20 protein-coding genes are annotated in these 26,095 nt (G+C 58.9%); 14 read left to right on the forward strand and 6 right to left on the reverse strand.

All coding sequences use genetic code 11. The features are described from left to right. The first annotated feature begins 70 nt into the window (after nucleotides 1-70). From IT895_RS14830 to IT895_RS14860, 7 genes are all read left to right on the forward strand, one after another. The gene (locus IT895_RS14830; protein WP_085917160.1) at nucleotides 71-1,372 is read left to right on the forward strand and encodes an ATP-grasp domain-containing protein; all 1,302 of its coding nucleotides are present in this window, start codon (nucleotides 71-73) and stop codon (nucleotides 1,370-1,372) included. Nucleotides 1,373-1,413: 41 nt separating this feature from the next. Next, nucleotides 1,414-3,456, forward strand: a complete 2,043-nt coding sequence (locus IT895_RS14835; RefSeq protein ID WP_199283928.1) for a CocE/NonD family hydrolase — start codon at nucleotides 1,414-1,416, stop codon at nucleotides 3,454-3,456. Nucleotides 3,457-3,581: 125 nt separating this feature from the next. Continuing rightward, the gene (locus tag IT895_RS14840; protein ID WP_199283929.1) at nucleotides 3,582-4,517 is read left to right on the forward strand and encodes a 2-hydroxyacid dehydrogenase; all 936 of its coding nucleotides are present in this window, start codon (nucleotides 3,582-3,584) and stop codon (nucleotides 4,515-4,517) included. Nucleotides 4,518-4,594: 77 nt separating this feature from the next. After that, nucleotides 4,595-5,164 (forward strand): nicotinamidase, encoded by a 570-nt coding sequence (locus tag IT895_RS14845; RefSeq protein WP_092826229.1) that lies wholly within the window; start codon nucleotides 4,595-4,597, stop codon nucleotides 5,162-5,164. Further along, a complete protein-coding gene (locus IT895_RS14850; protein WP_199283930.1) occupies nucleotides 5,161-6,510 on the forward strand; it encodes a nicotinate phosphoribosyltransferase in 1,350 nt (449 codons plus the stop codon). The genes IT895_RS14845 and IT895_RS14850 overlap by 4 nt, the downstream gene beginning before the upstream one ends. A gap of 53 nt (nucleotides 6,511-6,563) precedes the next feature. Then, nucleotides 6,564-7,280: a hypothetical protein gene (locus tag IT895_RS14855; RefSeq protein ID WP_233337274.1), complete on the forward strand. Its 717-nt coding sequence runs from the start codon at nucleotides 6,564-6,566 to the stop codon at nucleotides 7,278-7,280. Further along, nucleotides 7,281-8,213: a lysine exporter LysO family protein gene (locus IT895_RS14860; RefSeq protein WP_199283931.1), complete on the forward strand. Its 933-nt coding sequence runs from the start codon at nucleotides 7,281-7,283 to the stop codon at nucleotides 8,211-8,213. Between the two features lie 13 nt (nucleotides 8,214-8,226). On the opposite strand, the gene IT895_RS14865 is transcribed toward IT895_RS14860, so the two are convergent. From IT895_RS14865 to IT895_RS14875, 3 genes are all read right to left on the reverse strand, one after another. Next, the gene (locus IT895_RS14865; protein ID WP_199283932.1) at nucleotides 8,227-9,249 is read right to left on the reverse strand and encodes an asparaginase; all 1,023 of its coding nucleotides are present in this window, start codon (nucleotides 9,247-9,249) and stop codon (nucleotides 8,227-8,229) included. A gap of 43 nt (nucleotides 9,250-9,292) precedes the next feature. Next, the gene (locus tag IT895_RS14870) at nucleotides 9,293-10,756 is read right to left on the reverse strand and encodes an alanine/glycine:cation symporter family protein (RefSeq protein WP_066322543.1); all 1,464 of its coding nucleotides are present in this window, start codon (nucleotides 10,754-10,756) and stop codon (nucleotides 9,293-9,295) included. A 253-nt stretch (nucleotides 10,757-11,009) separates the two neighbouring features. Continuing rightward, nucleotides 11,010-13,193, reverse strand: a complete 2,184-nt coding sequence (locus tag IT895_RS14875; protein WP_199283933.1) for an OsmC domain/YcaO domain-containing protein — start codon at nucleotides 13,191-13,193, stop codon at nucleotides 11,010-11,012. A 195-nt stretch (nucleotides 13,194-13,388) separates the two neighbouring features. Here IT895_RS14875 and IT895_RS14880 point away from each other — a divergent pair, with 195 nt between their 5' ends. Then, the gene (locus IT895_RS14880) at nucleotides 13,389-14,189 is read left to right on the forward strand and encodes a helix-turn-helix domain-containing protein (RefSeq protein ID WP_199283934.1); all 801 of its coding nucleotides are present in this window, start codon (nucleotides 13,389-13,391) and stop codon (nucleotides 14,187-14,189) included. Here the strand turns inward: IT895_RS14880 and IT895_RS14885 are convergent. Then, entirely contained in the window at nucleotides 14,186-14,776 is a 591-nt protein-coding gene (locus IT895_RS14885; RefSeq protein WP_085917151.1) for a TetR/AcrR family transcriptional regulator, read from the reverse strand. The genes IT895_RS14880 and IT895_RS14885 overlap by 4 nt on opposite strands. 213 nt (nucleotides 14,777-14,989) lie before the next feature. Here IT895_RS14885 and IT895_RS14890 point away from each other — a divergent pair, with 213 nt between their 5' ends. Genes IT895_RS14890 through IT895_RS14905 form a run of 4 tightly spaced genes read left to right on the forward strand, consistent with a single transcriptional unit; the run spans nucleotide 14,990 to nucleotide 21,440 of the window. Beyond that, entirely contained in the window at nucleotides 14,990-16,195 is a 1,206-nt protein-coding gene (locus IT895_RS14890) for an efflux RND transporter periplasmic adaptor subunit (protein WP_199283935.1), read from the forward strand. Further along, on the forward strand, nucleotides 16,195-19,293 hold the full coding sequence (locus IT895_RS14895) for an efflux RND transporter permease subunit (protein WP_085917149.1): 3,099 nt from the start codon (nucleotides 16,195-16,197) through the stop codon (nucleotides 19,291-19,293). Before IT895_RS14890 ends, IT895_RS14895 begins: the two co-directional genes overlap by 1 nt. Next, complete coding sequence (locus IT895_RS14900) at nucleotides 19,293-20,711, forward strand: ATP-binding protein (RefSeq protein WP_085917148.1); 1,419 nt, start codon at nucleotides 19,293-19,295, stop codon at nucleotides 20,709-20,711. The genes IT895_RS14895 and IT895_RS14900 overlap by 1 nt, the downstream gene beginning before the upstream one ends. Nucleotides 20,712-20,741: 30 nt before the next feature. After that, complete coding sequence (locus IT895_RS14905; RefSeq protein ID WP_085917147.1) at nucleotides 20,742-21,440, forward strand: response regulator; 699 nt, start codon at nucleotides 20,742-20,744, stop codon at nucleotides 21,438-21,440. Between the two features lie 13 nt (nucleotides 21,441-21,453). On the opposite strand, the gene IT895_RS14910 is transcribed toward IT895_RS14905, so the two are convergent. Beyond that, a complete protein-coding gene (locus IT895_RS14910) occupies nucleotides 21,454-22,326 on the reverse strand; it encodes an alpha/beta hydrolase (protein WP_233337275.1) in 873 nt (290 codons plus the stop codon). A 183-nt stretch (nucleotides 22,327-22,509) separates the two neighbouring features. Here IT895_RS14910 and IT895_RS14915 point away from each other — a divergent pair, with 183 nt between their 5' ends. Both IT895_RS14915 and betT read left to right on the forward strand, forming a co-directional pair. After that, the gene (locus tag IT895_RS14915) at nucleotides 22,510-22,908 is read left to right on the forward strand and encodes a hypothetical protein (protein ID WP_199283936.1); all 399 of its coding nucleotides are present in this window, start codon (nucleotides 22,510-22,512) and stop codon (nucleotides 22,906-22,908) included. 246 nt (nucleotides 22,909-23,154) lie between these two features. Further along, nucleotides 23,155-25,194 carry a choline BCCT transporter BetT gene (gene betT, locus IT895_RS14920; RefSeq protein WP_085917144.1) on the forward strand — a complete coding sequence of 680 codons (2,040 nt, stop codon included), beginning with the start codon at nucleotides 23,155-23,157 and terminating at the stop codon, nucleotides 25,192-25,194. Here betT and IT895_RS14925 read toward each other — a convergent pair. Continuing rightward, nucleotides 25,191-25,847, reverse strand: coding sequence for a methyltransferase domain-containing protein (locus IT895_RS14925; protein WP_085917143.1), 657 nt, complete (start codon nucleotides 25,845-25,847; stop codon nucleotides 25,191-25,193). The two genes, betT and IT895_RS14925, sit on opposite strands and share 4 nt — an antisense overlap. Nucleotides 25,848-26,095 lie beyond the last annotated feature (248 nt).

Genomic DNA, 26,095 nt, shown 5'->3' on the forward strand with positions numbered 1-26,095 from the left:
GCCCATTGCCGTTGGGTGGAGAGGACGGTGGTCAGCATAGTGATAGCGAAGTTTGCGCCTGGAGGCGATCATGAGCGTTCGGAATATCTTTGTTGTCGGAATGGATGACTATAATCGTCAACGCCTTGAGCATATACGCGGAGCTGAGCAATACCGCTTCCATGGCGTGATCGAACCGGAGGAAGTCAACGATACGGAAATCTTTCCTATCGAAGACATGCTGGCCCGAGCCGAAACTCAGTTGAAAGCATTTGGCGAGCCTATCGATGCCATCGTGGGCTACATGGATTTTCCCGTGTCGACCATGCTGCCACTGCTCTGCAAGCGCATCGGCACGCCCTCCACCAGCCTTGAAAGTTTGCTCAAATGTGAGCACAAGTACTGGAGTCGGCTCGTCCAGCGTGAGGTAATGGCCGACTACATTCCCCGATTTACGGCCTTTGACCCTTTCGACGCTAATGCCCTTCAGCGTATCGGCGAAGCCGGGCTGTACATGCCCTTCTTCGTCAAACCGATCAAGTCTTCGGGTTCACGACTGGGCTTTCGCATCGAGAGTCCGGAAGACTTCGCTTATGCCGTGGAGCGGCTATGTGAAGGCATAGGGACAATTTCAGAACCGTTTAATTACGTGCTGGAACACGCCAACCTGCCAGACGACGTTCGCTCGGTCGACGGCGGCCACTGCATGGCGGAAGAGATCATCGGCGGCTGGCAATGCACGGTCGAGGGCTACGTTTTCCAGGGCGATGTTGTCCCGTATGGCATTGTCGATTCGATTCGCTATCCGCAGGTACTGAGCTTTTTCTACTATCGCTATCCATCCCGCCTTCCCGATGCCATTCAAGCCAAGATGCAGGACCTGACGCGTCAGATCATGGCTCATATCGGCTATGACAATGCGGCCTTCAACATCGAATACTTCTGGGATGAAGTGCAAGACCGCATCTGGCTGCTGGAGATCAATACCCGTGTGGCGCAATCGCACTGCGACCTGTTCGAGAAGGTCGACGGGGTCAGCCACCAGCAAATAACGGTGGACCTGGCGCTGGGGCAGTTGCCCGACATGCCGCACCGCCAAGGGGCTTTTAACGTCGCCGCAAAGTTCTTTTATCGCGTATTCTTCACCGACGCCATCGTCACCCAGGTCCCCAGTGCTGAACAGATCGAGGCGCTGCAGAAAGCTTTCCCCGGCACCGTGATCACGCTCCAGGTGGAGACCGGAACGCGCTTATCCTCCCTGCCCGAGCAGGACAGCTACAGTTACGCCCTGGCTTACGTATGGATGGGGGCCGACGACGATCTCGCGCTGGAAGACAACTACGCACGGCTTGCCGAGCAGCTCCATTTCACCTTTGACGACATCACCAGCTGACGGAATTGCGTCGCGCTACACAAACGATAAGGAACACGCCCATGCAGATCGTCAGCGATTTCCCCCGCGAGGTACAGGAGGAAGAAGACTGGATCACGTTGGCCGACGGCTGTCGGCTGGCCATCCGTATCTGGCGCCCGGTGGATGCCGAAAGCGACCCGGTACCGGCCATTCTGGAATACCTGCCTTATCGCAAGCGAGATCTGACGGCGATGCGCGATGCCCAGACACACGCCTATTGGGCTGGCCACGGTTACGCCGGGGTGCGCGTCGACATGCGCGGCAGCGGCGAGTCGGACGGCGTGCTGACCGACGAATACCTGCAACAGGAACTCGACGATGGCGTCGAAATTCTACAGTGGCTGGGTAAGCAACCCTGGTGTACCGGCGACGTTGGTATGATCGGCATCTCCTGGGGCGGGTTCAATGGCCTGCAGATCGCGGCGCTCCAGCCACCCGAGCTGAAGGCCGTCATTACGCTATGCTCCACCGACGACCGCTACGCTGATGATGTCCACCACATGGGCGGCTGCCTGCTGGGCGACAACCTGTCGTGGGCCTCGACCATGTTCGATGGCAATACCTGCCCTCCCGACCCGCAATTGGTCGGTGAGCGATGGCGCGAGATGTGGATGGAGCGCCTTGAGCACAGCGGGCTCTGGCTGGCGACATGGCTCCAGCATCAGCGCCGTGACGACTATTGGAAGCATGGCTCGGTATGCGAAGACTTCTCACGCATTCGCTGCCCGGTTTATGCCGTTAGCGGCTGGGCCGATGGCTACTGCAACGCCGTCTTCCGCCTGCTCGAGGGGCTCGACGTGCCGCGCAAAGGCCTGGTGGGGCCCTGGTCGCACAAGTACCCTCATCTGGGCGTTCCCGGCCCGGCCATCGGTTTTTTACAGGAAACGCTGCGTTGGTGGGACCATTGGTTGAAAGGCAAAGAAACGGGCATCATGGACGAGCCCATGCTGCGCGTCTGGATGCAGGATTCGGTGCCGCCGTCGGCCCGCTACGAGGAACGTCCAGGGCGCTGGGTCGCCGAGCCGAGCTGGCCCTCGCCGCGAATCGACCCCAAACATTTCCGTCTCACCAGTGGCCATGACCTGCTGCCCGTTACACAGGATCCCACCGTATTTGCCGCGGACAACGCTGTTCCTCTCAGCGTACGTTCGCCGCTGTCCGTAGGCCTGTATGCAGGCAAGTGGTGTTCCTATAACGCGCCGCCGGACCTGCCTCACGACCAACGCGACGAGGACGGCGGTGCGCTGATATTCCAGACCCCTCGACTCGATCACGACATCGAGATTTGCGGACAACCCGTGGTCGAGCTCGACATCGAAGCCGATCAGCCGGTGGCCATGGTCGCGGTTAGGCTCATCGATATTGCCGACGACGACAAGGCCACCCGAATTTCCTACGGCCTGCTCAACCTGACCCACCGTGACAGCGACGAATTTCCACAGCCCCTGGAGCCCGGCAAGCGTTATCGCGTACGCGTCAAGCTTAAGCATATCGCCCAAAAATTTCCCGTCGGCCACGCCATACGGCTATCGCTCTCGACCAGTTACTGGCCGTTGGCGTGGCCGTCGCCGGCTCCTGTCAAGCTGACCATGCACCCTGCCGGCTGCCAATTGATCCTGCCGAGCCGTGAGCCCCAACCTCAGGAAGAAGCGGCACTGCCCCCGTTCGGGGAACCGGAAGGCGCCCCGCCACTGGCCGTGAGCCTGTTACAGCCCAGCCAGGAATCATGGCGGGTAATACGCGACCTGGCCCAGGATCAGACCATGCTGGAGGTCATCAATGACGAGGGCACCTTCCGTCTCGATGATATCGATCTCGAACTCTCGTCGCGGGTGGTTGAGCGCTACACCTATTCATACGGCAACTACGACAGCCTGAGCGGCTGGACCGAATGGGAGCGTCGTTTTCGCCGCGGTGACTGGGAAGTCCGAAGTTTGACCCGCACCTTGATGACGTCCAATGCCACTCATTTTCGCCTACGGGCGACCATGGATGCCTTCGAGGGTGATAGCCGGGTCTTTTCCAAGAGTTGGGACGAGGAGATCCCGCGGGATCTGGTGTGAGACGCCTTGGAGGTCGGATGGCGTTGCAAGGGCAACGGGTACATAAGCGCTAACCCCTGCTTGCAGCGCTCTACGATGCTCCCCATGATAGACGCAACGAACAAGCGTCTGAGGGAGACAAGGCAATGAAGATCATCGTGCATATTGACGAGGCCGCAGCGTGGCAAAACGCGCTGGCCGATGCGTTTCCTGATGCCCAGGTCGTTACCAGCGATGCGCCGGCAGATCAGCGTCAAAACGCCGATTATCTGGCCGTCTGGAAAGCGCCTGCGCATCTGATCGAAGAGCAGACCCACCTTAAAGGCATTATCAACCTTGGCGCGGGCGTCGACTACCTGCTCAAAACCCCGGGCCTGCCGACGGATGTGCCCATCGTCAAGCTGCGCGATGCAGGCATGGGCGAGCTGATGGCCGACTACGTGCTTTATGGTGTGCTGCATTTTTACCGCAGCATGGACCGCTATGCCGCTCAGCAGCAGGACGCCACCTGGCAGCCGCAAGACGTCGTAGCGAAGTCTCAATGGCCAGTGGGCGTACTCGGTCTGGGGGCGATTGGCCGCTATGTAGCCGGTGCGCTACACCAGGCGGGCTTTCCGGTACTCGGCTGGAGCCGTTCACCCAAGCAGATCACAGGTGTGCACTGCTACCATGGCGATGAAGGGCTTGCCGCGCTCCTGGGTCAAGTGCAAACGGTGGTCACCATACTGCCCGATACCGCAGCCACCCGGCATATTCTTGATGCCCAGCAGCTTGCCAAGCTGCCCAAAGGGGCCAGCGTGATCAACCCCGGCCGGGGCAGCTTGATTGACGAGCAGGCACTGCTGGAAGCGCTGGGCCACAACAGCCAACCTGGCCATATCCGCGGTGCCCTGCTGGACGTCTTCGAGGAAGAGCCGCTACCCGACGAGCATCCGCTGTGGCAGCATCCCAGGGTCCTCATCACGCCGCACATGGCCGCCCCCACGCCCCTCAGTGACGCCATCGACCAGGTGATTGATTACGTAAAGGCCTTTGAAGCAGGGGAAACCGTCACCACTATTGACCCTGAGGCCGGTTACTGAAGGCCGAAACAGACGGCGTGCTATCCTGTCCCTGCGGGACAGGGAGTAAACCCTTGTAAACGAAGGAGAAACGTACCATGACGTCGCCCCTCCATGATTATCAACGCCACGACGCCCTTCTGGTCGTCGATATGCAAAACGACTTCTGTGAAGGCGGTGCGCTGGCGATTAACGGCGGCAGTGCTCTGGTGCCGGGCATTAATACCGAGATTGCCGCCGCCCTGAACGCCGGTGCCACCGTGGTGGCTTCCCGCGACTGGCACCCGGTGGACCATGTCAGCTTTAGCCACCGGGGCGGCCCCTGGCCGATACACTGCGTTCAGGATACGCCGGGAGCGGCTTTCCACCCCGACCTCACCCTGCCCGATGAGGTCATTCGCGTCAGCAAGGCCACGGCGTTCAACGCCGATGCCTACTCGGCATTCGATGGCACCGGGCTTGGCGAGTACTTGCGCGAAAACGGTATCCAGCGCGTCGTGGTCTGCGGCCTGGCGCTTGATGTCTGTGTTCATGCCACGGTGCTTGCCGCCTGCCGTGAGGGCTTTACGACCCTGTTGCTGGAAACGCTATCCGCCGCGGCTGACCCTGACGCCGTCGAGCGCTGCCGCCATGAAATGCAGGCTGCCGGGGCCGAGGTACGCGCATGAATGAACCGTTAACGCTGAGCGTTGCAGACGAGGAGTTGGCGCTATTAACCGACCTCTACCAACTGACCATGATCCAGGCGTACTGGAAGGAGGGCATACATGACACGCCCGCGACTTTCAGCCTGTTTTTCCGCCAGTTGCCCCCGTCACGCCGCTTTATCCTCGCCTGCGGCCAGCAGCACGCTGCGGCCAAACTCAGCCAGCTGCATTTTAACGATGCGGCCATTGAAAAACTCGCTTCGACCGGGCGCTTCGACGACGACTTTCTGAATTGGCTCGCGCACTGGCGGTTTTCCGGGGACATCTGGACCGTGCCCGAAGGGACGCCGCTTTTTCCCCATCAGCCGCTGCTTGAAGTGGACGCGCCGATCGCCGAGGCACAACTGCTGGAAAGCCTCATCATGAACCTCGTGCAACTGGAAACCGTGCTCGCCTCCAAGGCCGCCCGCATCGTGTGGGCGGCAGGCAACCGTCCGGTGGTCGACTTTGGCATGCGCCGTGTACACGGCATCGATGCTGCCGTGCGTGGGGTCAGGGCCTACAAGACCGCCGGGCTGAACGGTACCAGCAATGTGCTCGGCGGGCTGCGTCATGACCTGCCGCTGAGTGGCACCATGGCGCACAGCTATGTTCTTGCCCATGACGATGAGCCATCGGCATTTCGTGCCTTCGCCCGTCACTACCCCAACACCACCTTACTGGTCGACACCTACGACACCCTGGAAGGCGTCAGGCATGTGATTGACATGCTCCGCGACCTACCCGATTTATCGGTGGGTGCCGTACGCCTCGACTCCGGCGATCTAGGCCAGCTTGCAGGCAAGGCACGCGCCTTGCTGGACGATGCCGGTTTCACCGACATCAAGATCATTGCCAGCAGCGGCCTGGACGAGCATGGCATTGCCGAGCTTGTCGCCCAGGAAGTCCCCATCGATGCCTTTGGCGTAGGCACTCAAATGGGCGTTTCGGCAGATGCCCCGGTCATCGATCTCTCGTACAAGCTGGTTGAATACGCCGGGCAGCCAAGGGCCAAACACTCCCCCGGCAAAATCAGCCTGCCGACACGCAAACAGATATACCGCCGAAAGGATGCTGCCGGGCGTTATATTGGCGACACCATTGCCCAACGCGATGACACCCACATTCACGGAGAAGCCCTTCTGAGCCCGGTGGTGCAAAACGGTGTTATCATCCCCGACACGATGGCGCAAGCACATCAAGCCAGGGCTCGCGTGGCGGATGCCCTACCGCGTTTTCCTGCCTCGGTGACGGCATTGGAGCAAGGTGAAAGCGATTACCCGGTGGAACTGAGTGACACCCTGAAGCATCTATCGTCCACGGTGTGATAGCACTAGGCTACCCCCGTTGGCTGGACTACTACTTGTCAGGGAAACTCAAAATGCGATGCGCTCTACTACCTCCTCTTACGTACCCGCGCTGCCTTGCGGTAGCGGTTACACTCTGTTTTACCGGCTTGACGACGGCCGTCGCCGATGTGTCGCCCGGCACGGCTTTCTCGACGCCGAAGCCTTTTGAGGCACACTACCGGCTCAAGGTCGACGGCTGGCCAAGCGCCAATATCACTCACCATTTGAGCCAGGAAGAGAGCCACTGGCTAAGCGACATGCGTTTCTCGATTGCCGTGGTCAGCGGTGAAGAGCGCAGCCGCTTCAGTGTCGCTGACGACGCCACGCGTGCACTGCTTTATAACAGCCGCTACTCGCTGTTTGGCATCGGCAACGATTACCAGCTCAAGGAAGAACAACTCACGACCCTTGATCGGCAAACGGCTCTGTTCGACCTTTCCCGTCGTGCGGGAAAGGAAAACTGCAGCGCATCGGCCCCCTGCGATCTGCGCTTTCTCGATCATGAGGGAGAAGAAGAGCACTACCAGTACTATATGGAAAGCCAAGCCCCCATCAACGTCCCCGCCGGTGAGTTCGAAGCGTTGAATGTCATCATGCTCAATGCAGAAAAAGATGACCGTGAGCTTCATCTGAGCTTTCATCCGGACTGGCCCGGACTGTTGCTTTCAGCGGAATATTTCAAGGACGGCGAGCGCGAAACGCAGATTGCCCTGACCGACTTCAACCCAAGCGGGGGCGACACGCCGTAAATGCTTTCCGGATTACTGATTGTTTTACTACCGCTTCTGCTGGGTTACCTGGTATCTGTCCCCGCGTTACGTTGGCAACAGCGCATCAACCATGCCGTCAACAGTGCCGTTTACATCATCCTGCTGCTGATGGGCATTAGCCTGGCCGGGCTTGAAAACCTGTCCAACCAGCTTGCCAAGCTGGGCGGCAACGCCCTTCTCCTGTTTAGTATTACCACCCTGCTTAACCTGGTCGCGCTGTGGTGGCTGTCGCGCAGGGTGGCGCTAAAGGCAGGCCAGTCACCGGTGGTCAAGGATGCGCCGACCAGCAAGCTCGCCGCGATGCAGGGCTCGTTATTGTTGGTTGCCGTAGTGGCGGCTGGGGTGATGACCGGCCTGTTGGCCGGCCCGCGGTTTGGGGAAGGGCTGTTTTCCACGGCCGATTTGTTGGCCGAATGGGTCCTCTATGGCCTTCTGGCACTGATCGGTTGCCAGCTGCGCAACTCGGGCATGCCGCTCAAGCAGATCCTGCTCAATCGCCTGGGGCTGGCCATTGCCGTCACCCTGGCGCTTAGCTCGCTACTGGCAGGCCTGTTGGCCGCCCCGCTTCTGTCACTCAGTTGGAACGAAGGCCTCGCCATGGCCGCAGGCTTTGGCTGGTACTCGCTGTCGGCGATCCTGATTGGCGACCAGTTGGGGCCACTGATGGGGGGCGTGGCGTTTTTCAACGACCTGACCCGCGAGCTGCTGGCATTTATCCTGATTCCGCTGGTGATCCACCGCCACACGGCGCTGGCCATCGGCTACGGCGGCGCCACCTCCATGGACTTCACCCTGCCCGTCATTCAACAACACGGCGGCGTGGCCTGCGTTCCCATCGCCGTGGTCAGCGGGTTTATTCTCTCGCTGCTGTCACCGCCGCTTATTCTGTTCTTTCTGTCGCTTTCGGGTTAGCGATACCCGACGTTCATTGATCAGTATGACGGCACTCACCCCTTACCGCGCTTTTCAGACAGTCTCGCAATGCAAGGCCCGTTAGTCCGCGGCCGAGTAAAACGGTGAGCTTTGCCAGGGCGGCTTCCAGTGTGATGTCGCTTCCAGCAATCACGCCCGCCTGATTAAGCGCGGCTCCGGTGGCGTAGGCGCCCTGTACCACCTCGCCCTGGGCACACTGGGTCACGTTGAGCAGCGCGACGCCGCGCTCGTTGGCCGCTTTCAGGTCGTCAAGCAGCTCGCCTCCAAAGCTAAGCGGGTTGCCAACGCCGTAGCTGTAAAGCACCAGGCCTTTCAGACTCTCATCAGCCAGCAACGCCCTTGCCCGGCGCAGCGACATCCCCGGATGCAGCGGCAGTACCGCGACCGCCTCGTCGTCCACCTCAATAGGGGCAAAGTTGGGCAGACCGCTCAGCAATGCCGAGGGCTGGGGGAAACTTACGCCAATACCCAGTTCAGCGAGCCAGGGGAAGTTGGGAGAGTCGAAGGCATCCAGGCCTTGAGTGCGCACCTTGCGCGCCCGGTTACCGCGCAATAGCCGGTCATGAAACGCCAGGCTGACTTCGCAAGGTGTCGCGGGGTGAGCCGCAAGCTGTAACGCGCTGACGACATTATTCAACGCATCGCTTCTTGGCTCACCCAAGGGAATTTGGGAGCCGGTGAATATCACCGCCTTGTTCAACGCACCGAGCATAAACGAAAGTGCAGCGGCGCTGTACGCCATGGTATCGGTGCCGTGGAGTACCACAAAGGCGTCGTAGTGGGGCCAGTGGCTTTCCAGCAGCGCCACCAGACGGTTCCAGGCAACTGGCATTAGCTCGGCGCTATCCATCAGCGGCTGCATCTCAATCACATCAAACGCTGGCAGCCGGTAAGGGTCACCCAGCGCCAGGTGCGCCGCCAGGCGTTCGGCCAGCCCCGCGCAGGGTATATAACCTTGTGGCGATGGCTGCATACCAATGGTCCCACCGGTATAGAGCATCAGTACGCGGGGCATGGGCTCTCCTATTTTGTCTTAGCAATACGTTCCAGTTAACTGCTTACTTCGCAGGCACCCCTTCCAGGCGCTGCTTTAATGCATCAGCCTCTTCGGGGTCCAGTTCCCAGGCTTTGGGATCCAGATCGAGATCCGGGTGCTGGTTAGCATCAAAAATCGGCTGTTTGATGCCCTGACGACGCTGCCCGTCGAAGTCTTTCAAAATGCGCAGGCCGCGCTTGAACAGCATGATCAACGCCAACAGGTTAACCACGGCCAGAAGCCCCATGGTGACATCCGCAAAGCCGAACACGGTGCCCAAATCGGTGGTCGCGCCCCAGCACACCAGCAGCACGATGGCTACGCGGAAGGCATTGAACAGGTTCTGGTTGTCACGGCTGAAAAAGTTGAGGCTGTTCTCGCCCAGATAGTAGTTGTACAGAATGGTACTGAAGGCAAACAGCAGCAGCGCCAGGCTGACAAAGGTGCGTCCCCATTCGCCCACATGGTCGGCCAATGCGGCTTGAGTTAGCGCGATCCCCTCAACGCCAGCGCCCACAGCGGGGTCGTAAGCGCCGCTAAGCAGAATCAAGAACGCCGTGGCGGAACAGATGATCACGGTATCGATGAAGACCGAAAATGCCTGCACGATACCCTGGTTAGCCGGATGCGGTACGTAGGCAACGGCCGCCACGTTGGGCGCACTACCCAGGCCCGCTTCGTTGGAAAACAGGCCACGCTTCAGGCCCATCATGATCGCCGCGCCGATCCCGCCACCCATCAGCGGTTCAAGGCCGAAAGCACTTTTCACAATCAGCGCGATAATGCCCGGAATGTCACCGATGTTCATGGCAATGACCAACAGCGCAATGGCGATATAGCTCACCGCCATAAAGGGCACCAACACTTCGGAAATACGCGCAATCCGCTTGATACCGCCGAAGATAATCAGCCCGACGAGCATCGCCAGAGCAATACCGCTATACAGCACCGGCACGCCGAAAGCGTCACCGAAAGAGGTCGCCACTGAATAAGATTGCAGTGCGGTAAACGCAAAACCGAAGGTCAACAGCAGCAGTGCCGAGTAGAACGCTGCCAGCCAGCGCCACTGCTTACCCAGCCCTTTCACAATGTAGTAAGCGGGACCGCCGCGATAGGTGCCGTCACCTTCGGCCTCTTTATAGGTCTGTGCCAGGGTGCATTCCAAAAAGCTGGTGGCCATGCCCATCAAGCCCACCAACCACATCCAAAAAATTGCCCCTGGGCCACCCAGCGTAATCGCCACCGCCACACCGGCGATGTTGCCACCACCGACACGCCCGGCTACAGACAGCACCAGCGCCTGGAACGAGCTTAAATGGCCGTGTTGGTTGCGCTTGAAGGCCTGGCCGGAGCCCAGAATACGAAACATCTCACTGAAATAGCGAAACTGCACAAAGCGGGACGCAACGGTAAAACCGATACCAACCCCCACCAGCAGCACCAACAGAACCTTCCCCCACAGAAGGTCATTGAGCATATCGAGCATGTGATTCTCTCCGCGTTGTTGTATTAGCGTTATGTTGGAATGCGTGTCTTTCTAAAATCGCACGTTTGGAATAGCGCGCCGCGGAGAACGTTTTACCAAGCGTGAGGCAGAATTAAATTTGGCGCAGCGTTGCAGTTGTATGCACTTACTGCATCAATGGGTGCACCAGAGTGCATCATAAAAAAAGTGCGCGCCTTATGAGGCTGCGCACTTTTAGTTCAGCGAGATATACAGGCGGCGTGGCGTTGTTTCTTTACACTTCCGCCCTCGCCGCCCGTGCCGCGTGAAGCTTCTTATAGCTTTCGATCAAGCGCTGGTGGCGCTCAAGGCCTTCCAACTGCATGTTGGTCGGCGTTAGGCCATGGAAGCGCACGGCGCCTTCCACCGAGCCCACCACCGCTTCCATGGTGGCTTCGCCGAACATGCGCTGGAAGTTGGGCAGGTAATCATCCAGTTCCAGCTCGTCATCCAGGGCGATTTCCAGCACCGCGTTCACTGCCTGGTAGAACAGACCACGTTCGACGGTGTTGTCGTTGTACTGGAGGAACATCTGCACGCAGTCCAGCGCCTCTTCATGACGCTGAAGCGCCAGATAGACCAGCAGTTTCAGCTCCAGAATGGTCAACTGCCCCCAAACGGTGTTCTCGTCAAACTCGACGCCGATCAGCGTGATGATATCGGCGTGATCGTCCATCTGGCTGTCTTCCAGTCGTTCGACCAGATCGGTGAGTTGATCGTCATCCAGGCGGTGCAGGTTGAGAATATCCTCGCGGTAATCCAGCGCCTTGTTGGTGTTGTCCCAGATCAGATCCTCGATGGGATAAACCTCGGAGTAGCCCGGCACCAAAATGCGGCAAACCGGCGCGCCCAGATCCTCGTGCACCGCCATATATACTTCGGCACCCAGCTCTTCAAAGATACCAAACAGCGTCTCGGCTTCTTCCTGGTTGGTGCCGGAGAAGTCCCACTCGCTGAACTCAAAGTCGGGCTTGGCGCTAAAGAAACGCCAGGAAACCACACCTACCGAGTCGATAAAGTGCTCAACGAAGTTGTTCGGCTCGGCCACGGTTTGCGAGTTGAAGGTCGGTAGCGGTAGATCGTTCAAGCCCTCGAAGCTGCGGCCCTGGAGCAACTCAGTCAGGCTGCGCTCCAGCGCCACTTCAAAGCTTGGGTGGGCGCCAAAGGAGGCAAAAACGCCGCCGGTACGCGGGTTCATCAGCGTGACGCACATCACCGGGAACTGCCCGCCCATGGAGGCATCTTTGACCAGCACCGGAAAGCCTTGGGCTTCCAAAGCGTTAATGCCTTCGACAATGCTGGGGTACTTCGCCAGCACCTCCTGCGGTACATCCGGCAGGGTCAACTCCTGTTCGAGGATTTCACGCTTGACCGCCCGCTCGAAGATTTCCGACAGGCACTGCACCTGGGCTTCCACCAGGGTATTGCCCGCGCTCATACCGTTACTGAGGAACAGGTTTTCAATCAGGTTGGACGGAAAGTAAACAGTCTCGCCATCGGACTGACGCACACAAGGCAGCGAGACAATCCCCCGGTCTTCGCGACCCGAGTTGGTATCGATCAGATTAGAGCCGCACAGCTCGCCTTCCGGGTTGTAGATCGCCAGACAGTGCTCGTCGAGAATCTCCGCAGGCAGTTCGTCGTTAGGGCCCGGCTGGAACCACTTCTCATTGGGGTAGTGAACAAAGTCACTGCCCGCCATCTCTTCGCCGAAGAACTGGTCGTTGTAGAAGAAATTGCAGCTCAAACGCTCGATAAATTCGCCCAACGCCGAACATAGCGCACTCTCTTTGGTGGCGCCTTTGCCGTTGGTAAAGCACATGGGAGCAGCCGCATCGCGGATGTGCAGTGACCAGACGTGGGGCACAATATTGCGCCAGGAAGCGATCTCGATCTTCATGCCCAGGTCAGCGAAAAGTGCGCTCATATTAGCGATGGTCTGCTCCAGCGGCAGATCCTTGCCTTCAATATAGGTACTGCTGCCTTCCGGCGCGCCCATCAGCAGCGCCTGGGCGTCCTCGTCGATGTTCTCGACCACCTCGATTTGAAACTCAGGGCCGGTCTGGACGACTTTCTTCACCGTACAGCGATCGATGGAGCGCAGCATGCCCTCGCGATCCTTGTCGGAGATATCCTCCGGCAATTCGACCTGAATCTTGAAAATCTGCTTATAGCGATTTTCCGGGTCGACGATGTTATTTTGCGACAGGCGAATGTTCTCGGTGGGAATGTTCCGCGCGTTGCAGTACACCTTGACGAAGTAAGCCGCGCACATGGCCGACGAGGCCAGGAAGTAGTCAAACGGGCCAGGCGCCGAGCCGTCGCCCTTGTAGCGAATCGGCTGGTCGGAGATAACGTTAAAGTCGTCGAACTTGGCCTCCAGGCGGAGGTTGTCGAGGTAGTTGACTTTGATTTCCATGAACGGGCACCCGGAGTGGTAAATGTCTAAAGGCCGTAAGCTGATTGGTGGCCATTATCCAGTTTTTTACCCGCTTCGTCTTGGGCAGTCTCCCGAATAATCTATTCAACGCCGATAGCGGGAAAGCGTTGCACTCTGCCACCCAAGGCATCACATTAGGCAGCCCAAAAGCCCATGAAAGAACAGAGTCACCCCATGCATGACGATTTTGTGGCCAATCTACGCCTACTCTGCAGCTACTACCCGTCCATTGCTGAAGTTTGTCGGCGTTTGGCGATCAACCGAGCTCAGTTTAACCGCTACCTGAGTGGGCGTTATCGTCCCAGCCACGCGGCGCTTCAGCGTATTTGCCACTTTTTTGGTGTCACCACGGGCGATATTGCCCTTCCCCACCAGGATTTTCGTGCCCTGGTACAAACCGGTCAGCTCAATAGGGAAAACCCAACCACTTTGCCATGGCCTAACGCGCTGATTCAGCGCGGCCGCGAAGGCATGGAGCGCTATATCGGCCGCTACTTTGAGCTTTATCGTTCGATGTCGCGACCAGGGCTGTTAATGCGTACCCTGGTTTGCCTGGAAGCACGGGAGGGCGGCGTGGTCTATCAGCGCACCGAACGGATGCAGACTCTGCCGGGTGCCCGCTCGTGCCACAATCGCTATGTGGGTACTGCGGTCAAGCTTGCTGATCGGCTCTTTTTGGTCGACCACGAAACGCTCAACGGTCATGAAATCACCCAGACGATTCTGTTTCCGAGTTTTCAGAGCCAGGTGACGCGCTTGACTGGCTTGAAAATGGGCGTGGCGGATAATAGCGAGCGCATGCCCTGCTGTGTGCGGGTGGTGTATAAGCGCCTGGATGAACAGGTCAGCCTGCACGAAGCGCTGGCACAGTGCGGCTTGATAACCCTGGAAGACCCGTCCCTTGATGACGCTCTGATCGCTGCAACCCAAAACGATGTAGCAGCGGATGAGCATCACTTCAGAGCCAGGCATTAATCGTCAGAGACCAGCACCTGTTGAAACAGAATTTTCTCAAACTGCTCCATCGGCTCGACAGACTTGAGCGTTTTGGCCCGCAGAATCGCGCCTTCCCAGCCCGAGAGAATAAAGCTGGCCAGATGATCGGCAGGCAGGGCCGCACTGAGTTCGCCGGCCTTTTGAGCGTCCTGCAGGCAAGCGACAAAATATTGTTCCCAGCGCTGGAAAACGCGATCCAGAGCATCGCGAAAGGTATCGCTTTGCCCGGAAAGCTCCTGCCCAAGGTTACCAATCAGACAGCCGGTCGTATGGTTGCAATCGCACATATACTCACGACCCGCCGCAAAATAGCGCCTTAGCCGTTCAAGCGCAGGCATCGTGGTGTCTTCCAGAAGCTCGGCAAGCTGGGCGTCATAGGCCGTTGCAAACTTATCGATCACCGCCAGACCGAACGCCTCTTTGCTCGAGAAATAGTGGTAGAAGGATCCCTTCGGCACGCCGCAGGTTTTTAAAACAGCATTGATGCCCGTGGCATTATAGCCGTGCTGACCAATCAGTTCGGCACCGGTCTCAATGAGCTTGTCGCGCGTAGCGGTATTTTTCATATCATTAAAGTAGACCAGTCAGTCTATTGTTAGCAAATAAAGTGTCAGCCAAGTAGTCTTGAGCCACGTTACGGCGATAAAGGCGCTTCGCAAGGCGAGTTGCACGCAATTTACACATTGCTTACCTAATCGCTGCGTGACATAGGGTGATGCTAGCATGATACGCCCCAATAGCTCTAAGTTTCGATTTCGGCCAATGGATAACCCGCGACCATGACAGATCATCAACCTCTCTCACCATCACAACATGGTCGCATTCGGCTAAGCGCAGTGGTTGCGCTATTTGTTTTGATAGGTGGTGCGGCGCTGGCATGGTGGATCGTCACTCAGCCCCCGCGTATCGAGCGCCAGCCCCCACCCGAACCCGCGCCACCACTGGTCGATGTGGTCAGCGTATCATCCGCCGCCCGTTCTCCTGACCTGCAAGGCTTTGGCCGCGTTGAGGCCGAGCAGGCAACCATGCTCGCCAGCCGGGTCGACGGCCAGCTCGAACGGTTCGCCGAAGGTGTCATGCCTGGGCGGGTGGTCGAAAAGGATGCCCCCGTCGCGTATATCGACCAGGCCGACCTACAGTTGGCACTGGAAGATGCCGAGGCTCAGTTAGCCGATGCCCAGGCGCAGTTGTCACTTGAACAGGCGGAGCAGCAACGCGCCCGCAGTGAGTATGAGTCTTTCGGACGCCAGCTTTCCGCCGAGCGCCGGGCGTTGGTCCTCCGCGAGCCACAGTTGCGCCAAGCCCAGGCGCTGGTTGCCCAGGCACGCGTTGCCCGCGACCAGGCCGCGCTTAACCTGGACCGAGCCACCCTGCGCTCGCCCTGGGAGGCGATGGTGCAGGAGCGCCTCGTCGGCGCGGGCAGCCTGCTGAGCCAGGGCACCGAGGTGTTGCATCTGGTGGGCGTCGACCAGTTCTGGGTGCGCGCCTCGCTACCCGGCGAATGGCTTGACTGGCTGCAGGAAGGCAGCCGTGTCAGCTTGTCGAGCAGCGGGTGGCCGGCAGGCGAGCAGCGCGAAGGAACACTGGTCTCGATTCTTCCCGCGCTGGAAGAAAACGGCCTGCAGGCGCAGCTACTGATTGCCGTTGATGATCCGCTGGCGCTTAACACCCAAGGTCCGGCCCTGCGCCTTGGCGATGTGCTGCGCGTCTCGTTTACCACCCGCACCAGGCCGGATCTCATCGCCCTGCCCTCCGCCGCGCTGCGTCCCGGCGAACAGGTGTGGTGGGTCGACGCCGATGACCGCCTGCAGCGTAGCCAGGTCACGCTCGCCTACCGCGGCCAGGATCAGGCATTGGTCAGTAGCGGTCTGGCCGACGGCCGACGCGTCGTGACAGCAGGGTTGGCCCAGCCCAGGGAAAGCCAGCACGTTCGTATCCGACAACGCGGCGACATACCCTCGGACGACAACGGGGGTGACAGCTGATGCTGCGTAAAGGCCCCCTGGCGTGGATGGTCGACCATGGCGTTGCACCAAACCTGCTGATGATCCTGTTTATTGTCGGCGGGCTCATGGCGTCGCTGGCAATCAAGAAGGAGATCTTCCCGGAATTTGAGACTGAAGTGGTCCAGGTCACCATCAGCTACCCGGGCGCCACGCCGGAAGATATCGAACAGAGCCTGCTGCTGCCCGTTGAGGCCGCCATTTCCGACGTCGAAGGCATCGATGAACTGACATCCAGCGCCAGCGAGGGTAGCGCCAACGTCAGCGCCACACTCGTGGATGGCATCGACGTGATGCGCGCCTATCAGGATATTCAGCAGTCGGTTAATGCGATCACGACGCTGCCCAACGCCGCTGACCCGCCCCGCTTCACCCTGGCCGGTCGTGCGCGAAGCGTATTGAGCCTGCAGGTTTACGGTCAGACCGACTTGGGCACGCTCCACGATGCCGCGGAAAACGTCCGGGCCGAACTACAGGCCACCGACGGCCTTTCCCGTGCCGAACTATCGGGGAATCGCGCCCGGGAAATCCAGGTGCTGCTGGATGACGAAGCCATTGAACGCTACGGCCTGGATCATCAGGCATTGGCCAGCGTGATTGGTGAGGAAGCGCTGGACCTGGCCAGCGGCCAGCTGACCACCAACGAAGGTGAATGGCTGGTGCGCTACCAGGGGCGACGAAACAGCGCCGATGCCTTCGCCGAGCTGCCGGTTCTCACCAGCTCCCAGGGTATGCCAATTCGACTAGGCGATATCGCCGACGTACGCGAGGGGTTTGCCGAAACCGACCGGGAGGAGTTTTATAACGGCCAACCCGGCCTCTCGGTGGATGTTTATCAGATTGGCGACCAAACACCGACCAGCATTTCAGAAGCCGTCAACGGCGAGCTTGAACGCCTGCGTGCCGGGCTACCCGAAGGTGTCAGTCTGGATGTTTCCCGGGACAGCTCCGAGGTCTACGAAGACCGGTTGAGCCTGCTGCTGAAAAACGCATGGATGGGCCTGGCGTTGGTCCTGGTCTTGATGGCGCTGTTTTTGGAAGCCCGCTTGGCTTTCTGGGTCACGCTTGGGATCCCCACGGCATTCCTGGGCGCGATGCTATTCCTTCCCTGGATCGGCGTATCGCTGAACATGATATCGATGTTCGCGTTTATCATCGCGCTGGGGATTGTGGTCGACGACGCCATCATGGTGGGTGAAAATATCTACAGCTACCGTGAAGAGGGCTATTCGCTGCGCGATGCAGCGGTCAAGGGTGCCCGGGAAATCGCTACGCCACTGACCTTTGCGATTCTTTCCAACATCGTCGCTTTTCTACCTCTGTTGTTCTTGCCCGGCTTCCTGGGGCTGATTTTTGCGACCGTCCCGGTAGTGGTCATCACCGTCTTCTTGATTTCCTGGGCTGAAGCGCTGTTTATTCTGCCCGCACACCTGGCCCATAGCCGTAAACCCCGCCAGACACCCACCTGGCAACGCCCGCTGGAAGCCTTGCGCCAACACATGCAAGGCGGGCTTCATCACTTTACCTATCATCAGTTCGAGCCCTTTCTGCAGCGGGCGCTCAATGTCCGCTGGCTGACCGTCGCGCTGGGAATCGTCATCTTGCTGGTGACGCTTGCCTGGAGCATGAGCGGGCGGCTTGGTTTCTCGCTGATGCCTCGGGTCGAATCCGATGAGGTCGAGGCCAGCGTCACACTGCCCATTGGCAGTCATATCAGCGTTAGCCGCGAACTCAGCCAACAGCTATTGGAGGCTGGCGATCAACTGAGTCAACGTGAGGAGTCTCTCCACTTCAGCAGCACCCACACCCGCCTGGACGGCGAGAGCCTGCAGGTAGAATTGGAGATTGCGCCAGAAAGCCTGGAGGACTGGCCGCCTTCGCGAGTTGCCCGGGAGTGGCGCGAGCTAACCGGCGATTTACTTGGCGCGCAATCGGTGCGCTTTGCTTCAGATGCAGGCGGGCCGGGTAGCGGTGCAGCGCTTAGCTTACGCCTGTCACACCCTGACACCCAGGTGCTCGAAGGAGCGGCCAACCAATTGGCCGATTCACTGGGCAACTATGGTTTGATCGATATCGACAGCGGACTGGGCGATGGTAAACCGCAGCTTGAAATGCGCCTTTCCTCCGAAGGACGCTCGCTGGGCCTTACCGGCAGCGATCTGGCCCAAGCCCTGCGCGGCCCCCTCCAGGGTGCCACGGCCCTGGAGCAGTTTGTCGGGCGCAGCGAAGTCAGCGTCGAGGTACGCCTGCCCGAAGAAAACCGCAATAGTCTGAACGAACTCTACCGCCTGCCGGTACGCACACCCGACGGCCTCAGCGTGCCGCTTTCCCGGGTCGCCGACATCTCGCTGAGCCAGGCCTCCAGTGGCCTTGAGCGGATTAATGGCCGGCGGGTTATCACCGTCACTGCGGATGCCGAGGATGACCTGCCCATCAACCAGGTAATGGCCACCCTTCAGACGGATGTTTTCCCCGACCTGGAAACCAACTGGCCGGGGCTTGACGTCACCCTGGGCGGGCGCCAGCAGGATACCGCCGACAACCTCGCTACGCTTCGCACCTCCATGTGGTTGATGATGGCCGCGCTTTATGCGCTGCTGGCGATCCCGTTCAAAAGCTATCTGCAACCGCTGCTGGTGATGGCCGCGATCCCGTTTGGTATCGTCGGAGCGATTGGCGGGCATATGCTGATGGGCTTCGGACTGTCGATCATCAGCCTGCTCGGCATGCTGGCGCTCTCGGGTGTGGTGATCAACGATGCGCTGGTGCTGATCGATTTTGCCAACCGCAAGCGGCGCGAAGGCATGGCGGCGCGCGAAGCCATCGTCACCGCCGCCACCCGCCGCCTGCGCCCCATCATGATGACCACACTAACCACGTTTTTGGGGCTGGCGCCGATGATAATGGAAACCTCCCGGCAGGCTCGCTTCATGATTCCCATGGCGATTTCGCTGGGCTTTGGCATGCTTTTCGCCACGCTGATTCTGCTGATTCTGGTACCGTGCCTCTACCTCAGCCTCGAGAATCTGCGCGAGCGGTTACGTACGCCGCCGCAGCCGCATTCAGCAGGAGTTAGCTAATGTCGTTGACCTCGTTGCGCTCAACCCTGGGCGGCTTTCGCTGGCGTTTCTCGCGGCTGGGACTGAAGCTGTTCCTGATCATCCTGAGCGTTAACGTGGCGATTTCCGCGGGCGCCTTTCTGGCCGTCTCGTACAGCATTGACCGGGGATTTCTTGAGTATCTTAACCAGGCCCAGGAGCGGCGGGCCACCTTGCTGGCCGACAGCCTGGTGACGCGTTGGCAGCCCCGGCAAAGCTGGGCGTGGCTCGAACGCTCACCGGAACGCTGGCCGATGGTCGTACGCCACGCCCTGGGCCAAGAGCACCGTGACCGTCCAAGTCCTCTCGGCGAGGCACAGGACTTTGTGCTGCGCGATGCCGATGAACGTTTTGTGATCCCGCCCCATAATGCCAGTCAGAGCAACTGGCACTGGCTCACGCTACGCAGCGACGACGAAGAGATCGGGGAGCTCGGGTTTCGCCCTCCCCAACAAGTCATGGAACGCATGGAAAACCGCTTCCTTGAACGTCAGCAGCGCAACCTGGTTATTATCGTTCTCTCGCTGGGTGTCGCCTCCTTGTTGTTGGCCGGTGGGCTCTCCTGGTGGCTGGGACGACGCACTCGGGCCCTGGCCACCGCCACCCGGCGCTTGACCGAAGGTGATTATCACAGCCGACTGCCCGAGCGTGGTCGCGACGAGCTTTCGCTATTGGCCCGCGACTTCAATGTCCTGGCTGCCACCCTGGAAGCGAGCCGCAATGCCCGGGCCCGCTGGGTCTCAGACACCGCCCACGAGCTACGTACCCCGCTGGCGGTGCTGCGCGGTGAGATCGAAGCCATGCAGGATGGGATTCGTCCGCTGAACCAGGAAAGCCTCGGGTCCCTCGGCCAGGAAGTGGATCAGTTGGAGCGGCTGGTCGCCGACCTGCGTCTGCTTTCCCAAAGCGATGCCGGCGCACTGGATATTCAGTTGGCGCCGATGAATCTTAGCGATGCGCTGGCGGGTCGCCTGGAAGATGCCGAACGCTGGCTGACAGACAGCGACATGAGTCTGACCCAACAGATCACCCCCGAGATAATGATTCGCGGCGATGCCCAGCGACTGCGCCAACTATGGGATAACCTGATGGATAACAGCTGTGCCTATACCAGCGCCCCGGGTTCACTCAACGTCACCCTGGCCCAAGACGGCAACGAGGCCGTGGTCAACTGGCAAGACAGTGCGCCAGGCGTGCCCGATAGCGAGCTTGAGCGCCTCACTGAACGACTTTATCGGGTCGAAGGCTCGCGCAGCCGCTCTAGCGGCGGCAGCGGTCTTGGCCTGTCGATCGCCAGTGCCCTGGTACATGCCCATGGTGGCAGTCTTTCGGCCTCTCATTCGACCCTGGGTGGATTATGCTGGACACTACGTTTCCCGTTGCTGAACGCTAACCATTAATCCGGTCCTTTTTCTTCAAGCGAGCTTGCCATGATGGATACCCCCTCTTTACTGGTCGTGGAAGACGAGCCAAAAATTGCCCGTCTGATGGCAGACTACCTGACCACCCATGGCTTCGAGGTGACCACCCTCGACCATGGCGATCATGTGGTACCGTGGATTGAAAAGCAGGTTCCCCGCCTTATCCTGCTCGACCTCATGCTGCCCGGCAAAGACGGCCTGACACTATGTCGTGAAATCCGCCATCAATGGCCACATATTGCGATTATCATGGTGACCGCCAAGGTCGAGGAAGTGGATCGCCTACTGGGGCTGGAACTGGGGGCCGACGACTACATATGCAAGCCGTTCAGCCCGCGCGAAGTGGTTGCCCGTGTCAAGGCGGTACTGCGGCGAAGCCAGGCGGCGGCCGACACCACCCCGCAAGCGGCGAGCAACGCGCTGGTAACGCTTGATGAAGACGGCTGGCAAGCCCTGGCACAGGGCCACGACCTGGGTCTCACGGCGGTGGAGTTCCAATTGCTGCGGGTGATGATGCAGGCGCCGGGGCGCATCTTCAGCCGCGAGCAGTTGATGGATCACATGTACCGAGACAACCGGATCGTTTCGGAGCGCACCGTGGACAGCCACATCAAGAAGCTGCGCAAGAAAATCCACGAAGCGCTCCCCGAGCAGGAAATCATCCGCTCGGTGTATGGCGTCGGCTACAAATACCAGCCCGAAGGTTAGCGGTACGCACACCTCAGGGCGAAACCTGGTCGTTGAGGAACGCAATCCCCGCCTCTATGGCGCCGCCACGCAGCAGAAAGCTGGCGAAATGGCCACGCCCATGCAGCAGGTAGAGCTCGCTTTCCACGCCGTTGTCGATCAGTGCTTGATAAAAGTCTTCCGCATGATCCACCGGCACTAGTTGATCCCAGGTGCCGTGAAAGATAAAAAACGGCGGCGCTTCCGACGTTATCTGGCGCTCGGGGGAAGCGAGACGGTAAGCCTGATTTTTTTCAGCGCGGGTACCGCCGATAAAGTCGACCACCAGGCGCCCGTCGTCAAACTTGAGTAAATCACTGGGCAGGCCACCGGCCAGCACGGCGGCCAAGCGAGCATGCTCTCCGCCATAAGGCTCCGCAAGCGGCCCTTGCGACCCGGCCAGCGCCAGCAGGCTCACCAGGTGCGCGCCGGATGAAAAACCTACGCCCACGATGCGCTGCGTATCCACTTGCCACTCATCCGCGTTGGCGTGAATCCAGGTCATCGCCTGCTGCAGGTCATGCAACTGTGCGGGAAACTGGTAGCTCGGCGCAAAACGATGCTCGATATTCACTGTCACGTAGCCCTGCGCGGCCAGCTGCTCGGCAATCCCCTGCATATCTTCAGGACCACGATTGCGCCACCCCCCGCCGTGGACAATCAGCGCCGCGGGGCGACGGGTCTGGGTAGGCGAATGCGGCAAATAGACCTCGGCATTGAGCGCCTCAGGCCATGCATCGGGTGTATAGGGGGTAGGCGGAAGGCGCTTATAGGACAACGCCTGACGCGCACCTTCGTCCGCGCCGCTGGCGGGCTCACCTTGGCTGGCAAGATGGGTGACACCGCAGCTGCTTAACAGCAACGCCAAGGCACTCACAGCGCTACAGCGTCGTAAGCAAGACCACCGCGATATATGCAACACAGCATTTCTCCTTGAACAATCCCCCGCCCCCAGCGAGCCTACCAAGATCACGATTATTGCACACTCCCTGCAAAGGGTTTGCACCCGGACGGACAATACTGACAGCGTCCACCCATCAGGAGATACGTCATGACCCTTTCACTCCGTCAATTCGTTGCCCCGGCGCTGTTCGTCGCCGCCTTGTTGCCATTAGCCGCGACCGCCCAGGCGGATCATCACGACGGCGAGAAGCCTCACCATGACCGCGAGCGCATGGAAGAGAGAATGGAAGAACACCGTCAGGACGTTTATGAACGCGCGGCGCTCAGCGACGATAAACAACAAGCACTTAACGAGGCCCACGACACATTTCGCAATGAAATGAAAAACGTTCGCGACGCCCACCAAGCACGCATGGCCGAGATTCTGACCGAGGACGAGCAGGAAGCGCTGCGCGACGCCATGCACGAGGCCCGTGAAGAGTACCGTGAGGAGTACCGGGAAGCCCAAGGTAAACGTCATCACGGTGAGGAAAAAACTAGCCAATAAGCACGTTTATTTAACGTCTAATACGCTTAATGCCCGGTTCTGCCGGGCATTTCTATTTCTATCCAGATCATACTAGGAGGTTGATCACCCCGGGATCGGCCATGTACCGATCAAGGAAGCGACACGGGGAGTTGAAAGACAGACTTGAAGGGAAAGGGTAAAGCGCGTATTTTATTTGAACGTTCATTTAAAATAAATTTGCTTGATCGCATTTCCATCATTGTCTAACAACAGGAGTCCGCCTCCATGGCGAAAGACAACCCCGTCCTACCCTCCCGAGACCGCCTCAACCCCGTGGTATTCCACGGCAGCGTAGCGGGCATTGTGGTCTTTCTGGTGCTTACCATGCTCTTCACCGAGCAGGCTGGTACCTTTTTCGATGCTGGCCTTGCCTGGGTGAGCAAAACATTTGGCTGGTATTACATGCTGGCCATCGTCGCGTACCTGGTGTTTGTCGCGCTGATTGGCATGTCGCGCTACGGCAGCATTCGGCTGGGGCCTGATCATTCACGACCGGAGTTTTCCCTCTTGTCATGGTCAGCCATGCTGTTTGCCGCCGGTATCGGTATCGACTTGCTGTTCTTCAGCGTTGCCGAGCCGGTTGCCCATTATTTGGCGCCACCGGATCTGACCCCTGAAAGCCAGGCAGCCATGCGTAACGCCGTCGTTCAAACCTATCTGCACTGGGGCCTCTCCGGTTGGGGACTCTACGTGTTGATGGGTATGGCGCTGGCTTACTTCAGCTACCGCCACCGTTTGCCGCTGGCAATTCGTAGCGCCTTGTATCCCATACTGGGCAAGCGCATCCATGGTCCTATTGGTAATGCGGTTGATATTACCGCGGTGATCTCGACGGTGTTCGGTATCGCGACCAGTTTGGGCATTGGCGTCATGCAGCTCAATTACGGCCTGAACTATATGTTCGATGTGCCGGAAACCCTCACCGTGCAAATCATCCTGATTGTACTGGTCGTTGTGTTAGCGACGATTTCCGTGGTCACTGGCGTTGAGAAAGGTATCCGCCGACTCTCCGAGTTCAACATGCTATTGGCGTTAGCGCTGATGCTGTTTGTGCTGTTTTCCGGCGATACGCTGATGCTGCTGGATAAAATGGTCAATAACGCGGGTGATTACCTTTCCGGATTTGTGGCCGCCAGCTTCAACACCTACGCGTTCGACGGTGAAGGCGCTCAAGAATGGAAAATGTGGTGGACAATCTTCTTCTGGGGCTGGTGGATTGCCTGGACGCCGTTTGTCGGTCTGTTTCTGGCGCGTATTTCGCGTGGCCGCACCATTCGTGAGTTCGTTGCCGGTGCGTTGTTTATCCCGCTGGCCTTCATGATGGTGTGGATGTCTATCTTCGGCAACAGTGGCATCGAACTCGTCGCCAACCAGGGCATTACAGAGCTTGGCGAACAGGCACTCAATACGCCGCAAACCACTCTATACACGCTGCTTGAATACTATCCGTATGTCGGCATTACAGCGGCAGTGGTCACTATCCTGGGGATTGTGTTCTTTATAACCTCGGCAGACTCCGGCGCGCTGGTACTGGCCAACTTCACGTCCATTCTCAGCGATGTCAACCACGACGCGCCGATCAAACTGCGTATTTTCTGGTCAGCCATCATTGGCTTGATCACCATTGCGCTGCTGATGGCAGGTGGCTTGAACGCGCTGCAAAGCGCCGTCGTGATTACCGCGCTGCCGTTCTCACTGGTGATTTTTGCTATCATGGTGGGCATGGTCAAAGCCTTGAAGCTTGAAGGCAGCAAGGCCGATGCACGCCGCATGATTGCTGGCGGCGCCTCTGGGGGTGACTGGCGCGAACGCCTTGATCGTGCGCTGGATACGTCCAACCGTGCTGGCGCAGCTGCGACGATTGAGCACTCGATTCGTCCGGCGATGACGCAGTTTGCTCAGGAGCTGGAGAGCCGTGGCCAGACCGCCAACGTGACCGAAGAGCAGTTAGAGGGCGAATCACTACCCAAGTTGATGCTGCAGGTCGACTTTGGCGAAGCCACCAGCTTTGTCTATCAAGTATGCCCGCACCGCATGCGGACGCCAAGCTTCATACCGGCAGACGATGATTTCTACGTGCGGCTGGATGTTTTCCTCGCCGAAGGCGGTCAGGATAAAGACCTCAACGGCTATACCCGTGGCCAGGTGATTGGTGATCTGGTGGCCGAGTACGAACGCCACCTGCACTTCCTGACACTGGCAGGCCATCAGCAGGCTATGCCGGGCACTATCGGTGAACCACCGGAAGAGTCCACGCAACCTTAAACCAAGCGTGCAACGCCCTCCCGGCCTAATGGCTGGGAGGGCGTTTTTTTGTGGGTAAAGTGCGCTAACTGGGTCGGCTGACCCAGTGCGTCATGCCACTCACCAATACCGGTGAAGCGCACTCGATAGCCATGGCGCTTGGCCACTCCCCTTGCCCACTGCTGAAAACGCCCCCGGGACCATTCAAACTTATGGTCTGGATCTCGGTACTCGCCCTCTTCTAACCCGAGTAACGGGTTATAGTCGGCGTTGGGTGTGGTCACCACCAGATAAGTCGGCTGGAAGCTCGCAAACACCGCTTTTTCCACCGCCGACAGTTGGGCGGGAGGAATATGCTCAATGGTTTCCACCATGGCCGCGGCTGAAAAGTGCTTTAGCGGTTGCTTGTCATCTGTATACGAGCCACAAATCAGCTCTAGACATTGCTTTGCTCGGGGTAAATCCGCCAAGCGAAATTTGGCTTGCGCTAATAGCTCACCGTCCAGTTCGACACCAACGACTCGCTCAAACTGCTCCACCTGCAATAAATATTGTAACAATCCTCCGGACCCGCAACCTAAATCCAATACGTCGCGGGCTTGGGTTGCGCGAAGTTTTTCGGCGACATAAAGCAACCGCTGCTGATGAAGATCCGGCGTTTCTAAATCGGTCACACAGACTCCAATATAAAGTAAAAGACCCTTTGTGGATCGGATCCATCGAACAGTTTGGCGGAATTGATAGCCGATCAAATCAATGCAACTGACCAACAGCGTAAGCGGCAATATCTTAACACCCGCCGTCCAGGTGCCCACGGCGAACCATTAGGGAGGCCCTATCATATATAACGCCCCGTTGTGCAAATTCAGCAGGCAGAGTAACGTAACAATTTGATTTACTTACCACCCAAGAGGCCTACCGC

It is taken from the genome of Halomonas sp. A40-4 (genome assembly GCF_015767635.1).
Taxonomy (GTDB): Bacteria; Pseudomonadota; Gammaproteobacteria; order Pseudomonadales; family Halomonadaceae; genus Vreelandella; species Vreelandella janggokensis.